The following is a 14,804-nucleotide window of genomic DNA, read 5'->3' on the forward strand; positions in this document are numbered from 1 at the left end:
GCTACGCTGACACTTGTTTGCTTCCCTGAGTCAACATATTGAAGAGATCACCAACAGAGATTGAATAATACCTTGAAAGCTTTGAAGCAGTAGTGCGATTTGGTAATTGGATGCCGCGCTCTATCCTAGAAAGTGTAGAAAGATCTATTTCTAATGAAGTAGCAACGGATTCCAAAGTCATGTTTTTGTCCGTTCTTAGTTTACGTAGTTCAGTCATCTCATACTCTCCGATTTAGAGTAATACAACTTAAATATTGCGCATAGCGCAATTGATTGTCAACAAATATTGCGTTCAACGCCTTGCGTTACTCGCAAATTGCATCAAGATAGAAGTCATGACAAAAGAAAAAAAACCAAGCGGTGTCGGAAATATAGTCCGTCAATTACGCATGTCTCAAAATATGACACTTCCCGAACTCGCTGATAACATTGAAGGCTATGATGGTGGGAATCTTTCTAGATTTGAGCGTGGGCTACAAGGGATAAGTGAAGACAAGCTCAAATCTATTGCAGATTATTTTGGGTTAACAATCTCACGCTTGTACAACATGGCAGAGATAGACAGCGTTTCGAATCAAAATGATAGTAGATCAGATACTGTTAATTCTAGAAATATTGGAAACAAAGGAATTTTACTAAGTGCCAATGAAGTAGAAGTCCCTTTCATTGATATCCAAGAAATCTCACCTCAATGTGACAGCTTGTATTTAGATGATGCTGAAGGCTGCAAAATTAAGCTGAGCAAACCTACATTAAACAACTTAGGTATAGAGCCTAGCCATATAGCTTGCATTAAAATTCATGGCAATAGCATGGAGCCTGCTCTACCCGAAGATTCTATTATTGGCATAGATACATCTTCAAAAATAATACAAGATGGGAAAATGTACGCTATCAATCATAACGGAATGATTAGAGTTAAGTTACTTTATCGGTTGCCGGGAAATGGAGTGAGACTCAGAAGTTACAACTTTAGCGAATATCCAGATGAGAACTATGATAACCAGCAAAGCGAGTGTATTCGCGTAATTGGGAGAGTATTCTGGTCCTCAGCGTATTTCTGATTAGAGCATTTCAAATAATTATTGATCCTTAAGCCCACGAATTTTGTGGGCTTTTTGTCGTCTGCGCATCACAGGAATAAAAAAAACTTGCAATTTGCGCATTACGCAATTTATATTTAAATGCGTAAAACGCATTTTTTGGAGGTTGCAATGACTTCACCATGCATAGTAACTATGGATCTACATCGTTATCTCGCCGAACAAGAGAGACTGGATAGCGTCTTAGATGCACTAGATTCCATCACTAAAGAAGTGACCGAAGACCTACTTCATTACAATGAAGTTCGCATTGGCTCTCAAAGGTGGGCTTTTGATGATGTATTGTCTGTCGCCTTTGAAACCGAAGAATTCTGTGACATCTGTAAAGCCTTGGCTCAAAGCACAACTGAGCCAGAACGCTTCCTCGCTCAACGTACCCGCTATCAATACATGATCGAAGCCGCTGCTGAAGCCCTTGCCAGCACACTTGCGGAACGTATTTTTCATCTACGTAAACACGGAGGTTATTACCATGACTGACGATAGTGCTGTTTCACTCGCGTCCATTCACAAGGAACATATTCACTCTGTACTCACACTTGCCCATCGTGCCGGTATCAGTAAGTCAGAAACCGAAGGATTTCAATTTCAAAGACGATTAGGGATCGGCGGAACAGACGTTGCGCCTATTCTCGGTATCTCTCCTTACCGAACACCTCACGACGTATGGCAAGAAAAAACGGGACGCATTACTCCCCCTGATTTATCCAATAATGACCATGTGCATTTTGGCTCGGAATTGGAAGAGACAGTGGCACGCGAGTATACCCGACGTACCGGATTCAAAGTTCAGAAACGAAACAAACCCATCATTCATAAAACCATGCCGTGGCTCAGAGCCAATATTGACCGGCACATCGTCGGCGTAAAAAAAGGATTGGAGTGTAAAACGGCGGATAAATGGGCAAACAGAGAATCTTGGGGAGAAGGGAACATCTACGTGGAACAAGATGGTAGCGTAAAATGCTATGAGGAATGTGACGAGGTTCCCGACCAATACATGCTTCAAGAGCTCCATTATATGGTGGTGTGTAACAAAAAAGCGTGGGATCTTGCGGTACTCATTGGAGGGAATGATTTTCGAATTTACACCATGAGATGGGATCAGCCCCTCGTCGATGTCGTCACACGGAAACTGCAGAATTTCTGGTTCGATCACGTCATAGCCGATGTCCCTCCCCCTCCAGTCAACTTACATGATTTGGAGACCATGCACGCCAAAGATAACGGAAAAAGCATCGTCGCCACAGACGAAATCGTCGGAGTTTTCAGACGCTTTAAAACCCTCAAAGATCAAATAAAAGCGCTAGAGACTGAAGCATACGGTCCCATCGTTGCGGGTAAGCCTATAGGTGGGCTCGATTTCGCCATCAAAAGCTTCATGGGGGATCACGCCGATGTACTACTGGATGAGGAAGGTAAAAAGCTGTGCTCTTGGAAGTCGCAAAGCAGCAAACGTATCGATGTCACTGCACTAAAAAAAGCACACCCAGCCCTAGCGGCACAATATACCACGACAAACCACACTCGAGTATTTAGAGTGTAAGGAGGATCTTATGAGTGTCCAACTCTCTGATCAAGAACTGGCGATACTGAACGCTGAGCCAGAATCGGTCAACTCTAACGTAGACATTACATCAATGATGTTCAATCCAGATCTCATGCCGAGACTAGAAAGGTTCGCAGAGTTAATGGCATCGGGCAAGTCCACCGTGCCTACCCACCTTAGAGGCAATCCAGGTGATTGCCTAGCTGTGACCATCCAAGCCATGCAGTGGCGAATGAACCCCCATTCAGTGGCTCAGAAAACCCACCTCGTCAACGGCACACTTGGTTATGAAGCGCAACTGGTCAACGCCGTGATCATCGCTATGGCACCAACCAAAGATAGGATACATTTTGAATGGTTTGGTGATTGGTCTAACGTCATCGGCAAGTTTGCTAACAAACAAAATAGCAGCGGTAAGACTTATCAAGCCCCCAACTGGAAACCGGACGATGAATTGGGCTTGGGTATTAAAGTCTGGGCCACTCTCAAAGGCGAAGAAGAGCCTCGTGAGCTGGAACTGTTTCTCACTCAAGCTCAAGTACGTAACTCCACGCTATGGGCGTCTGATCCGAAACAGCAGCTTGCGTACCTAGCAATAAAACGATGGGCACGACTTTACACCCCAGACGTCATCATGGGGGTGTATACACCAGATGAACTGGTATCTATCCAAGAAAAAACCATCAATCCACCTCCTATTAAAGAAGGGACACAAAAAGAAAAGCTCTTGCATAGATTAACGGCAGAGGCGCATGACGACTATCAAATTGAACAAGAGGAGCCTATTACCTTAGAAGCCATTCTACTCAAGATTGAGTACGCTCAAAGTGAGCGTGAACTGATCAACGTCGTCGCAGACGCTCAGGCACTAAAGAAAACAGAGCAAACCAAAGCACGTGAAGCATACAAACAGCAGCTCATTAAACTAAGAGCACTGGAGTGTACCGAACGAGACCAAAACTAACAAAGGCTCGGATTGCGCCATTTTGAACAGAATGCGCAATTCCGATACAGAGTATTAGGAAGCCCTATGGACGTCTTGTCACTCGCCAACAATATTGGCTATGGTGACTACCTTCTTGCCGCACAAGACTGAACACTTAGGGGATACCTTACGCACTCTCATCCATTGCGGTAAAGAAAAACGATTCACCAGATCGACACCAAGGAGTAAGGAGGCACTCATGAGCCATTATGAATTGATCGACATCGCCACTTGGGCAGAGAGCGTATTTCCAAATGAACGCTACTGCAAAAACACCTTGTCCCACTGGGCAAAAACCAAACAAATTTTCCCACCTCCTGTAAAGGTAGGTCGTAAGTGGAAATGTGAGCGCGATGCCCGTTTCGTCGGGCTGACCGACACCACACAATCTGATATTACCGATCCGCTAGTCGAAAGGATTTTTAATCATGGCAGCCAGACCTAGAAGCCATCAAATCGATGTCGAAAACCTCTACCAAAAGTTCGATAAAAGAACGGGAAAAGTATATTTCCAATATAAAGATCCTAGAACAGGTAAGTTCCATGGATTGGGTTGTGACAAAAGCCGAGCGATGAGTGTCGCTAAAGACTTGAACCAACGCATCAACCAGCAATTGGCGGATCACTTCTCCTATTTGTTGAATGCTGATTCAGGTCCTGACGCCAAAGGGGTTTTGAGTACAAGAAGGTGGTGTGAACAGTACCTAAAATTGCAAGATGACCGATTAAAAGAGGGAGAAATCGTCGAGTCAACCATCAAGTCCAAACGGACAGCGATTCGGATCATTAATGCACGCTGTGGTCACCTACGAATTGATGAAGTGACTACGCGTGTCATTGTCGCCATATTGAATGAATATCGAAAAGCCAACAAAACCCGCATGGCACAAGTCATTCGAGGTACTTGGATTGATATTTATAAAGAAGCGCAATACGCTGGTGAGGTCGAACCTGGCTTCAATCCCCCACTGGCGACTAAACCACCTAAATCAGAAGTCAAACGCTCAAGGTTATCCGAGTCCGACTGGGCACCGATCCTCGCAGCAGCCATAGAAGAGCACTCTCCTTTCTTGGTCAATGCCATGAAGTTGGCGTTAACCACGGGACTGAGGCGAGAAGACATAGTCCGACTCAGATTTAAGGATGTGAAAGATGGTTATTTGCAGGTCGCAACCAACAAGTCTCGTGGTAAAACAAAACTGGCGTTTCCTCTAGCGTTAACCAACCCTTTACTGAATGAATCGTTGGAAAGCATCATTGATGGATGTAGAGAAAGGAAGTTCATCACGCCTTACCTCATCCACCACGCTCGAAATGGCTATGGAGTAAAATGTGGTGACAAAGTACACCCTGGTTCATTGACTCAAGGCTTTCGAGAAGCAAGAAACGCAACCCTTTTAAAGTGGGAAGGCACCGAACCAACATTTCACGAAATACGCTCTCTTGCTGAACGAACGTATTATGCGATTGGATTGGATACACAAACTTTATTGGGTCATAAATCGCAGACGATGACAGATCGATACCACGACAATCGCGGTCGTGAATACACCAAAATCGCCCTCGTTCCACAGTGATCTAAATCACGAAAAAAGCGCCCTTTTTAGGGGGTTTTGGAGGGAATTTTTGGAGGGATTTTGGAGGGGATTTTTTCTTCAACGAAAACAAACTCTTAAAAGTGGTCTCAGTGTGCCTTAAACACTAAATTCACCGCAAACCAAAAGTGCCACGCGTTGTTTGTCGGTTTGAAGCTTTTGTTATATCGAATCTACTCATGTTCACGCAAAGCTGAAATTACACAATTAGAATGAGTGCTATCTACAACATAACTTAGTTTTTTACCCCGCGCCTTAGCGGACAATGCATATGAATATAGAGCCTTATCATACTCAGTTCCACTCATATTGATTTGCCCCCTATCATATGAACAATGAGCCGCAAATTGAGGGGAGGTTACATATGCAACTCCATTATTTAAATACAACTCCCAGTCTGTCAGCTTTTGAGTAGGCCAATATCTCTTGGCATTTGCTCCAGCAGTAAACAGTACAGTAAAAATGACTCCTACAATAAAGAGCTTGTTTTTCATATCCCCTCCATCCTTTTAGATATAACGCCAGCTTAAACCGCAGACAACGCACAAAACAAGATGCTGCATGACGCCTTAAACACTTAAATCACTGCAAACTAAAAATACCACGCGTTGTTTGTCGGTTTGAAGCTTTTGTTAGAGCGATACAAACAAAAAACTCGCTTGGCAATGAAGCACTTAGGATGCATTCAATGAAAGGCATCTTAACCAACAAAATCTTCTGCAACCAGACCACAGAACCCAAAACACCGATTCAGTCATAAATTTAGGGGAACGAGCCGAGAGCAAAGCTTCAAAATTCAGCAAACCCAATTTGATTTGAGAGCTTGCAGCAACTTGGATTGCGACGACTTTTCCACCTTGATACTGGTTGAGAAATCGAACTCAAAAACACTGAAACCAGCAATTTTCGACAACCTTACAACCCTTAAATCATCAAAGCGCTATAACGCCCAGTTAAGTAGCCAAAAACGCACAATTACTGTTTCTGCAAACTACCGTAAACACTAAACACACCGCAAGCTAAAAATGCCACGCGTTTTTGGTCTGCTTGAACTGTTTGTTGTAGCGCAACGAATAAACAAGCCAACTTGGCAATGGTGCATATAGCCTGCATCCAATGGACGACATGATAAACAACAATACCTGCTGCAACCAGACCACAAAACCCAAAACACCGGATCAGTCGAAAATTTAGAAAAACGAGCCAAGAGCAAAGCTTCAAAATTCAGCGAACCGAATTGATTTTGAAAGCTTGCGGCAACTTGGATTGCGACGACTTTTCCACCTTGATACTGGTTGAGAAAACAAACTCAAAAACATGAAGCCAGCAACTTTCGGGAACCTTACAACCCTTGAATTTTCAAAGCGCTATAACGCCTTGCTAAGCTGTGAGTGAACGTGTGCCATGTTTGAGCGAAGCGAGTTCGGCACACGTTTACGAATCAGACTTAAGCAATTTGTTAGCACTACTTTTGTGCAAATGTTCAACAACGTCTTTACCAAACGCAACTTCAAAAGATTGAGTTGAAGTATTCACATTCAGCTTCAAGTTTTTGTACGAGCCAGAGCAATTGTTTTTTACATAATCATTTATGCTCTGCTCCGTATTTTGAGGTAGAACAAATGTTGCTTGTTGACCGTATGCTGCATTCATCGGTAACTGATTTCCTGATCTATCTAATTGAGCAACCATCATCGCTATTGTTGTGTCCGAAGAACGCATTGTTAAAGAGTTTATGTGACTTGGCTTGTCGCCAATGCAAGTAACGTTGACCGCTAACCTAGGAGTTAGATCTGGAGGAAAAACAAAAATGTTGAACCTGATTTGTAGTTTTTCACCATTGTTTTTTCGTTGTTGCTCAGCTAGCCAAAGTGAAGTAAATACTGCACCTAACGCTCCCAAACCTGCTACCCAACTGCCAAGTGCGCTCAAAGCTGGAATCACAATATCTTTAAGATTAACTTGGTTGAAACTAACTCCAAAACTTACACCAACCACAAAACTAAGTGCGGCAATCAAAATGCCGACTACAACCAGAGAGATTATTTTTATGTGCTTCCAATCCACCGAAATTTCCTTTGTAGTGCTAATGCCCAGTTAAGTAGCCAAAAACGTACAAATACTGTTTCAGTAAACTACCCTAAACACAAAACTCTCCGCAAGCTAAAAATGCCACGCGTTTTTGGTCTGCTTGAACTGTTTGTTGTAGCGATACAAGCAAACAGACTTTACTTGGCAATGAAGCACTTAGCTTGCATTCAATGAGCAGCATCTTAGCCAACAAAACCCTCTGCAACCAGACCACAAAGCCCAAAACACCGATTCAGTCGAGAATTTAGGAAACGAGACTAGAGCAAAGCTTCAAAATTCAGTGAATTCAATTGGTTTTAAAACTTTCAGCAACTTGGATTGCGACGACTTTTCCACCTTGATACTGGTTGAGGAATCAAATTCAGAAATACTGAAGCCAGCAACATTCAAGAACCTGACAACCCTTGAATTATCAAAGCGCTATAACGCCCAGTTAAGTAGCCAAAAACGTACAAATGCGGCTTCTGCAAACTACCCTAACCACTAAACCCAACGCAAACTAAAAATGCCACGCGTTTTTGGTCTGCTTGAACTGTTTGTTGTAGCGATACAAGCAAACAGATTCGCTTGGCAATGAAGCACTTAACTTGCATTTAATGACCTGCATCATAGCCAACAAAATCCACTGCAACCAGACCACAAAACCCAAAACACCGATTCAGTCGAGAATTTAGGAAAGCTAGCCGGAAACCAAACTTCAAAATCTGATGAAGATGAGTGATTTTGAAACCAACACTGGCTTGGCTTGCGAGAATTTACCGCCTTGATTCAGGTTAAGGAATCGAACTCAAAAGTCCTGAAGCTAGCAACTTTCGAGAACCTGACAACCCTTGAATTATCAAAGCGCTATAACGCCCAATTAAACTGCCAAAAACGTACAAATAACGCTTCTGCAAACCACCGTAAACACAAAACTCACCGTAAACTAAAAGTGCCACACGTTTTTGGTCTGTTTGCATTGTTTGTTAGAGCGATACAAACAAAAAACTCGCTTGGCAATGAAGCACTTAGCTTGCATTCAATGAAAGGCATCTTATCCAATAAGACCTTCTGTAACCAGACCACAAAACTCAAAACACCGATTCAGTCGAGAATTTAGAAGAACAAACCGAAAACGAAGCTTCAAAGTGCAATGCCCCTAATAAGCTTGAAGGCCCTACAAAGACTTGGCTTGCGAGGATTTACCACCTTGACTCAGGCTAAGGAATCGAACTCAAAAACACTGAAGCCAGCAATTTTCGAGAACCTTACAACCTTTAAATTACCAAAGCGCTATAACGCCCAATTAACGTGTGAGCAGCGCATACACTGAACTTGAACACTACGCCGTAAACACTAAACTCAACTCGAAGTGAGAGCGCCAAGCGTTGCGAATCACTGTTGAATTGTTTGTTATAGCACAATTATTTAGAGTAAATTTGCTCCAAATCATCGAGCTTTTTAACTATAGTTTCATACCCTTTATCAAAGGTTTCATTGAGTTTAAGCAAAGCTAAGTGTTCATCTGCTACAGCTTGAGGGTTGTCTCGTGACGGGCATGGATTTTGATTGTAGTAAGACTCGATTCTTAGCCAATTTAACTTCCATTGCGAACAATAATTCCCCCATTCAGATTGATTTCTTACGACAATACCATCCAATTGTTCGCAACAACTTTCTAGCTTAGCGAATGCTTCAACCAAATTTACATGACTCTCTTCACTACGCTCTTTATTCCGCATCGAGGCAAAGATTGACCATGAAATTTTGAGAGACCTCACTTCACGTACTGCAACATGAGCATCCCAAATAATGGTCAAATATTTCCCATACTTCATTTGTTTTATCCAGTTATCAACGCCCACGGCTGCTGCGGCAGCAGCTACTAAAGTACCTAAACCAGATAAAAAAGCACCAAAATTACCTAAATCACTTAAAATACTTGAAAGTTGCTCGCGGTTTTCAACCCATAAGGAAACATGGGTTAACACTCCGATTAGTGCAACCCCAGCCAAGAAAAACACAAACCCATATTTAATAATCAACTTAATAATCGCCAATACCTCCTTGTGCCATAACGCCCTGTTAAGGTGTGAGCAACGCAATACCGAAGCTCTCGCATACCACCTTAAACACTAAAACCAACGCATAGTAAAAGTGCCACGCGTTGCGAATTACTCTTAAACAGTTTGTTAGGCATTGGATCCCAAAGGTCTGCTATAAACTGAGTCAAAGCCTTGTTCAGCCTGTTCTCGTATAGTCTTACTGCTTCCTGACATACTGTGAGTGATAACTTTCCAACGATAGTTCCGAAATGGTTGTTCGTTTAGGTCGATTCCATTCTGACCATTCAATTTCATACAAACGGTATAGTTTGTGCCATCTTTGTTCTCGTTATATTTACTATTAAATAGGTGGCTTTCTACTCGCTTTTTAACTCTCACACCATGACCTCGGTAAATAGCTTTCAATCCATCAACACTTAGTGAGCATGGGTTTTTATCTGATTGATAATCAGTAAAAATTACGTATAGTCCCCTACCATAGATAAGTTCTGAGATATCTTCGTGACTAACCACATCGACAACTTTCACTTTTTTGTCCGAGATATCGGAGTAATCAAAACGCTCAAAGAAGGAAACAAAATGTTTATGAAAGCTAGCTTTTAGCTCCGCCTCTTTCTTGGCTAAACTTTTAATATCGTACATTTTCCCTCCGAGATGCCTAACGCCCTGTTAAGGTGTGAGCAACGCAATACAAAAGCCGCCGCATACCACCTTAAACACTAAAACCAACGCATAGTAAAAATGCCACGCGTTGCGAATCACTCTTGAACAGTTTGTTATGTTTGTTCTTGATAGTTTGCATATACTTGTTTAGCTACATTCAGGTGAGAAGATGTTAGTTGTAGAATCATAGTTGTATACTCTTCCTCTATCTGACTATGAAGACCTTTACCAAAGTCGTTTTCAGACATTTTAAAGTACCCCATAGGAAAACTATGTGCGTTTGCTGAAAGGAACTTATAGAGCCCCAGAAAGTCTTCTCTTGCTCCTCCATACGCTTCAATAATTTCCTCTTTGGAAAGCAAAAACGGATCTGTACCTTTCAAATAGTGTTTCTGCTTTTTTTCGGGTAGATCCATAAAGAATGAGTTTGCTTTTAAATCCTGTTTAACTTCATCTTCACGTTCTGAGCATAATTTTGCTTCCTCAAGGGAGCCTCGAAACTCAAAAATCTTTTTTCTTGTAACAGCGTCGTGGAGAGAAAATAACAAAAATCGACAATTTTTCTCGTTCTCAGATATTCCTAATTGTGCCAAATACATAAATGAGTTTAAAGCGTCAATTACATTGCGTAGCAATGTACCATGAGATGCATAGTCCCAGACTTCTGAGGTACATTTTGATCTAGGGCTCGATAACAGTATTGTTCTAGCGGTTGTACACATACGGACAAAAAGAGCTGATAATACCCAATCCACACTGTGAACGGCTAATTTACTTGAATTTTTAATCGAAAATTCCTGTGTAATTTTCAACGTATTTTCAAGCTCTTGACGAGCAATAACGTATTCTTTGCTTAGTTGATTATTCAATTTTATCCTCCGAAAACATAACGCCCAGTTAAGTAGCCAAAAACGTACAAATGCTGCTTCTGCAAACTACCGTAAACACTAAATTCAACGCAAACTAAAAGTGCCACGCGTTTTTGGTCTGCTTGAACTGTTTGTTGTAGCGATACAAGCAAACAGACTCACTTGGCAATGAAGCACTTAGCTTGCATTCAATGAACTGCATCTTAACCAACAAAACTTTCTGCAACCAGACCACAGAACCTAAAACACCGATCCAGTCGAAAATTTAGGAAAACTAGCCGGAAGCCAAACTTCTAAATCTGATGAAGCTGAATGGTTTTGAAGCTTACAACGGCTTGGCTTGCGTGGATTTACCATCTTGATTCAGGTTAAGGAATCGAACTCAAAAACATTGGAGCCAGCAACTTTCGAACTCCTTACAAACCTTGAATTATCAAAGCGCTATAACGCCCAGTTAAGTAGCCAAAAACGCACAAATACCGTTTCTGCAAACTACCTTAAACACAAAACTCACTGCAAGCTAAAAATGCCACGCGTTTTTGGTCTGCTTGAACTGTTTGTTGTAGCGATACAAGCAAACAAACTGACTTGGCAATGAAGCACTTAGCTTGCATTCGATGAACTGCATCTTAACCAACAAAGCTTCCTGCAACCAGACCACGAAACCCAAAATGCCAATGCAGTCGAGAATTTAGAAGAGCAAACCGAAAACCAAGCTTCAAGATTTAGCAAACCTAATAGATTTTCGGACCAACAACGACTTGGCTTGCGAGGAATTAACCACCTTGATGCTGGTTGAAAAATCGAACTAAAAAACACTGAAGCCAGCAACTTTCGAGAACCTGACAACCCTTGAATTTTCAAAGCGCTATAACGCCAGCTTAAACCGCAGACAACGCACAAAACAAGCCGCTGCATTACGCCTTAAACACTAAATTCACCGCAAACCAAAAATGTCACGCGTTGTTTGTCGGTTTGAAGCTTTTGTTAGAGCGATACAAACAAAAAACTCACTTGGCAGTGAAGCACTTAGCTTGCATTCAACGATAGGCATCTTAACCAACAAAATCTTCTGCAACTAGACCACAATACCCAAAGCACCGATTCAGTCGAGAATTTAGAGAAACGAACCGAGAGCAAAGCTTCAAATTCAGCGAATTCAATTGGTTTTAAAAACTTACAGTAACTTGGTTTGCTGAGAATTTTCCACCTTGGATTTGGTTGAGAAAACGAGTTCAAAGGCACCGAAGCCAGCAACTTTCAAAAACCTTACAACCCTTGAATTTTCAAAGCGCTATAACGCCCAATTAAGGTGTGAAGCACGCGACCACGACACTTAATTTGACCATCGTAAACACTGAACTTAACTCAAACCAAAAATGCCAAGCGTGCTGAATCACTCTTAAATTGTTTGTTATAAAAAATCACCACTGAAGGTCATTTTCAGTAAAAACTCTTTTTTCAATTTCTGATGTCGTTGTTAAAAACTCATGCAGAGCTAAAAATGACTCCCCTAATTCGTTGAGGCTAAGCTTCAGTGAATAATACTCACACTCGCCATCGAAGTGAGTTGGAATAATTTCGTCAGTGTCTGGTTCTACATACCATTCTTCAAATGATTCTCCGAAGTAGTACTCCCCCGTTTCTGAGTCCTTGCCCATATAGCATTCAGCAGACCATTGAGACTCACTTTCCATCTTGTGAGCATCAATATCCATTTCAAAGTCAGCCCAAGGAATAAAGTATTCCAGTGCTTTTTCGAGAGTCATGCCTGGCATATAAGTCATGGGAAATGTAACTGAGCCAGAAGCACTTGAAATAGTCATTTTGTAACGAGGCAACGACTTATTTACCCAATCTGCAAAATGCAAAAATACATCTTCACCATCTGATAGCTTTTGCATCCAAGGAACATCAAGCTTAAGCTTATTCATTCTTTTGACATAGGGCTCGGGCTGGGTGAGCCTGCTCAAGTGATAGAAGCTCTTTTCGGTTAACTCGTTAGATTTCGGAACCTTAACTTTCCAGTTTTTTCCAGTATTTATAACGGTCTCTTCACTAATACTTTGCCAGTAAAGCTTATCTTGTTCAGGGTGTATAATACTAAGATCACTTGCTCTCGAAACAACCACCCATTTTGAGAAAAATAGAACTCTAATCTACTTACTCCCAACCGCTCTACATTTGCTTTCATACACCCTACTCGAATGATTTTTTATAACGCCCAGTTAAGTAGCCAAAAACGTACAAATGCTGCTTCTGCAAACTACCGTAAACACTAAACCCAACGCAAACTAAAAGTGCCACGCGTTTTTGGTCTGCTTGAACTGTTTGTTGTAGCGATACAAGCAAACAGACTCGCTTGGCAATGAAGCACTTAGCTTGCATACAATGAACAGCATCTTAACTAACAAAATCTTCTGCAACCAGTCCACAGAACTTAAAGCACCAACTCTGTCGAGAATTTAGGAAAGCGAACCGATAGCCAAGCTTCAAAATTTAGTGAACTTAATTAGCTTTGAAAGCTTGTGTAATCATCCCCTAAACTAGGGACATTTAGAATTAGAGTTCTTCGGTTTAAACTAAACCAAATGGAGAACACTGATGAAAAAATCACGCTATACAGAAACGCAAATCGTCAAGATTCTGAAAGAAGTTGAGGCTGGCAGGTTGGTCAAAGAGGTCTGCCGAGAGTATGGCATATCAGATGCCACTTACTACAACTGGAAGTCCAAGTACGGCGGCATGGAAGCCTCAGACGTGAAGCGACTGAAGGAGCTTGAGGATGAAAACCGACGCCTGAAGCAAATGTTTGCTGAACTGAGCCTCGACCATAAAATCCTTAAGGATATCGTCGAAAAAAAGCTGTAAAGCCCACGATTCGGCGAGAGTGGGTGGATTACGTCAATAATTGTCACTGTGTGAGTCTGCGTAGGGCTTGTCGTTTAGTCGGCATCAGTGACTCGGTCTATCGGTATCGACCAGATAAGCACCGAGATACCCCTGTGATTGCCGCCTTGCAAGAAGCCGTTGAACGTTATCCTGCATATGGTTTTGGCATGTTATTCAAAGTGCTTAAGCGATGGGGGTATCGCTGGAACCACAAACGAGTGCATCGACTCTACTGCGAACTGAAGTTGAATAAGCGCCGTCGTGGAAAGAAGCGGCTACCAACAAGAGAGCCTGCCCCTCTCTGTGTGCCAGAAACGTTCAATCAATGTTGGTCAATGGATTTCATGAGCGATTCACTGATGTGTGGTAGACGCTTCAGGACGTTCAATGTTATCGATGACTTTAACCGTGAAGTGCTGGTACCATTGAAATTGACTTGAATCTTCCCGCTCAAAGAGTTGTTCGCGTGTTGGAACGCATCGTCGCCTGGCGAGGTTATCCGAGTCAGTTACGTATGGATAACGGTCCAGAGTTTATCTCAACGGCTTTAGCTGAATGGGCGGAACAACATGACATACAACTCGAATTCATACAGCCAGGCAAGCCCACACAAAACTCGTTTGTTGAAAGGTTCAACCGGACCTATCGAGATGAAATACTCAACATGTATGTGTTCAGAACGTTAAAAGAGGTACGTGAGCTAACAGAAAACTGGGTTCGAGAATACAACGATGAACGTCCCCACAGCTCGCTGGGTGACCTGACCCCTTGGGAATATCTTGCTAAGTTGAAATTGCCGGAAGACTCTAATTTAGGGTGTCACTAAAAAAGGGATGTTTACACTTGCAACGGCTTGGTTTTCTGAGAATTCTCCACCTTGGATTTGGTTGAGGAATCAAACTCAAAAAACACTGAAGCCAGCAATTTTCGAGAACCTTACAACCTTTAAATTATCAAAGCGCTATAACGTCCGCTTAAGCCGCTGCCAACGCACTACAACGGCTACCGCATT

General features: G+C 42.2%; 14 protein-coding genes and 2 pseudogenes. 8 read left to right on the forward strand and 8 right to left on the reverse strand.

The genetic code is table 11. The features are described 5' to 3' along the window. Position 1: 1 nt before the first annotated feature. Positions 2-217, reverse strand: a complete 216-nt coding sequence (locus LDO37_RS25645; protein ID WP_104403501.1) for a helix-turn-helix domain-containing protein — start codon at positions 215-217, stop codon at positions 2-4. Positions 218-335: 118 nt separating this feature from the next. Here LDO37_RS25645 and LDO37_RS25650 point away from each other — a divergent pair, with 118 nt between their 5' ends. The 6 genes from LDO37_RS25650 (at position 336) to LDO37_RS25675 (ending at position 5,214) form a co-directional block, all read left to right on the forward strand. Next, the gene (locus tag LDO37_RS25650; protein ID WP_126606399.1) at positions 336-1,064 is read left to right on the forward strand and encodes an XRE family transcriptional regulator; all 729 of its coding nucleotides are present in this window, start codon (positions 336-338) and stop codon (positions 1,062-1,064) included. Between the two features lie 150 nt (positions 1,065-1,214). After that, on the forward strand, positions 1,215-1,583 hold the full coding sequence (locus tag LDO37_RS25655; protein ID WP_126606400.1) for a hypothetical protein: 369 nt from the start codon (positions 1,215-1,217) through the stop codon (positions 1,581-1,583). Further along, positions 1,576-2,649 (forward strand): YqaJ viral recombinase family nuclease, encoded by a 1,074-nt coding sequence (locus LDO37_RS25660; protein ID WP_126606401.1) that lies wholly within the window; start codon positions 1,576-1,578, stop codon positions 2,647-2,649. The genes LDO37_RS25655 and LDO37_RS25660 overlap by 8 nt, the downstream gene beginning before the upstream one ends. Positions 2,650-2,659: 10 nt before the next feature. Then, the gene (locus tag LDO37_RS25665; RefSeq protein WP_126606402.1) at positions 2,660-3,616 is read left to right on the forward strand and encodes a RecT family recombinase; all 957 of its coding nucleotides are present in this window, start codon (positions 2,660-2,662) and stop codon (positions 3,614-3,616) included. 220 nt (positions 3,617-3,836) lie between these two features. Then, complete coding sequence (locus LDO37_RS25670) at positions 3,837-4,082, forward strand: excisionase (protein WP_104402999.1); 246 nt, start codon at positions 3,837-3,839, stop codon at positions 4,080-4,082. Further along, positions 4,066-5,214 carry a phage integrase Arm DNA-binding domain-containing protein gene (locus LDO37_RS25675; RefSeq protein WP_126606403.1) on the forward strand — a complete coding sequence of 383 codons (1,149 nt, stop codon included), beginning with the start codon at positions 4,066-4,068 and terminating at the stop codon, positions 5,212-5,214. The genes LDO37_RS25670 and LDO37_RS25675 overlap by 17 nt, the downstream gene beginning before the upstream one ends. Positions 5,215-5,405: 191 nt before the next feature. Here LDO37_RS25675 and LDO37_RS25680 read toward each other — a convergent pair whose 3' ends face one another. The 5 genes from LDO37_RS25680 to LDO37_RS25710 all read right to left on the reverse strand — a co-directional run bounded on the left by LDO37_RS25680 (position 5,406) and on the right by LDO37_RS25710 (position 10,900). Beyond that, positions 5,406-5,726: a hypothetical protein gene (locus LDO37_RS25680; protein ID WP_126606404.1), complete on the reverse strand. Its 321-nt coding sequence runs from the start codon at positions 5,724-5,726 to the stop codon at positions 5,406-5,408. Between the two features lie 940 nt (positions 5,727-6,666). Beyond that, complete coding sequence (locus LDO37_RS25685) at positions 6,667-7,299, reverse strand: hypothetical protein (RefSeq protein WP_126606405.1); 633 nt, start codon at positions 7,297-7,299, stop codon at positions 6,667-6,669. A gap of 1,427 nt (positions 7,300-8,726) precedes the next feature. Continuing rightward, positions 8,727-9,362 (reverse strand): hypothetical protein, encoded by a 636-nt coding sequence (locus LDO37_RS25690; protein ID WP_126606407.1) that lies wholly within the window; start codon positions 9,360-9,362, stop codon positions 8,727-8,729. 132 nt (positions 9,363-9,494) lie between these two features. Then, a complete protein-coding gene (locus tag LDO37_RS25700; protein ID WP_126606408.1) occupies positions 9,495-10,010 on the reverse strand; it encodes a hypothetical protein in 516 nt (171 codons plus the stop codon). A 134-nt stretch (positions 10,011-10,144) separates the two neighbouring features. Then, positions 10,145-10,900: a DUF5677 domain-containing protein gene (locus LDO37_RS25710; RefSeq protein ID WP_126606409.1), complete on the reverse strand. Its 756-nt coding sequence runs from the start codon at positions 10,898-10,900 to the stop codon at positions 10,145-10,147. A gap of 358 nt (positions 10,901-11,258) precedes the next feature. Here LDO37_RS25710 and LDO37_RS25715 point away from each other — a divergent pair, with 358 nt between their 5' ends. Further along, positions 11,259-11,498 (forward strand): hypothetical protein, encoded by a 240-nt coding sequence (locus LDO37_RS25715; protein WP_126606411.1) that lies wholly within the window; start codon positions 11,259-11,261, stop codon positions 11,496-11,498. An 826-nt stretch (positions 11,499-12,324) separates the two neighbouring features. On the opposite strand, the gene LDO37_RS25725 is transcribed toward LDO37_RS25715, so the two are convergent. Both LDO37_RS25725 and LDO37_RS30380 read right to left on the reverse strand, forming a co-directional pair. Continuing rightward, positions 12,325-12,834 carry a hypothetical protein gene (locus LDO37_RS25725; protein ID WP_224055954.1) on the reverse strand — a complete coding sequence of 170 codons (510 nt, stop codon included), beginning with the start codon at positions 12,832-12,834 and terminating at the stop codon, positions 12,325-12,327. A gap of 39 nt (positions 12,835-12,873) precedes the next feature. Beyond that, positions 12,874-13,032: pseudogene (locus LDO37_RS30380) on the reverse strand (DUF4365 domain-containing protein); the annotation flags it as partial. A 472-nt stretch (positions 13,033-13,504) separates the two neighbouring features. Between LDO37_RS30380 and LDO37_RS25735 the strand changes: the two are divergent. Beyond that, a pseudogene (locus LDO37_RS25735) lies at positions 13,505-14,618 on the forward strand (IS3 family transposase). Positions 14,619-14,804 lie beyond the last annotated feature (186 nt).

It is taken from the genome of Vibrio penaeicida, assembly GCF_019977755.1.
GTDB classification, from domain to species: Bacteria; Pseudomonadota; Gammaproteobacteria; order Enterobacterales; family Vibrionaceae; genus Vibrio; species Vibrio penaeicida.

Bases quoted from the DNA above. Each gene is read 5' to 3' on its own strand.
- LDO37_RS25645 (WP_104403501.1), bottom strand. From the start codon at position 217: ATGACTGAACTACGTAAACTAAGAACGGACAAAAACATGACTTTGGAA.
- LDO37_RS25650 (WP_126606399.1), top strand. From the start codon at position 336: ATGACAAAAGAAAAAAAACCAAGCGGTGTCGGAAATATAGTCCGTCAA.
- LDO37_RS25655 (WP_126606400.1), top strand. From the start codon at position 1,215: ATGACTTCACCATGCATAGTAACTATGGATCTACATCGTTATCTCGCC.
- LDO37_RS25660 (WP_126606401.1), top strand. From the start codon at position 1,576: ATGACTGACGATAGTGCTGTTTCACTCGCGTCCATTCACAAGGAACAT.
- LDO37_RS25665 (WP_126606402.1), top strand. From the start codon at position 2,660: ATGAGTGTCCAACTCTCTGATCAAGAACTGGCGATACTGAACGCTGAG.
- LDO37_RS25670 (WP_104402999.1), top strand. From the start codon at position 3,837: ATGAGCCATTATGAATTGATCGACATCGCCACTTGGGCAGAGAGCGTA.
- LDO37_RS25675 (WP_126606403.1), top strand. From the start codon at position 4,066: ATGGCAGCCAGACCTAGAAGCCATCAAATCGATGTCGAAAACCTCTAC.
- LDO37_RS25680 (WP_126606404.1), bottom strand. From the start codon at position 5,726: ATGAAAAACAAGCTCTTTATTGTAGGAGTCATTTTTACTGTACTGTTT.
- LDO37_RS25700 (WP_126606408.1), bottom strand. From the start codon at position 10,010: ATGTACGATATTAAAAGTTTAGCCAAGAAAGAGGCGGAGCTAAAAGCT.
- LDO37_RS25725 (WP_224055954.1), bottom strand. From the start codon at position 12,834: ATGAATAAGCTTAAGCTTGATGTTCCTTGGATGCAAAAGCTATCAGAT.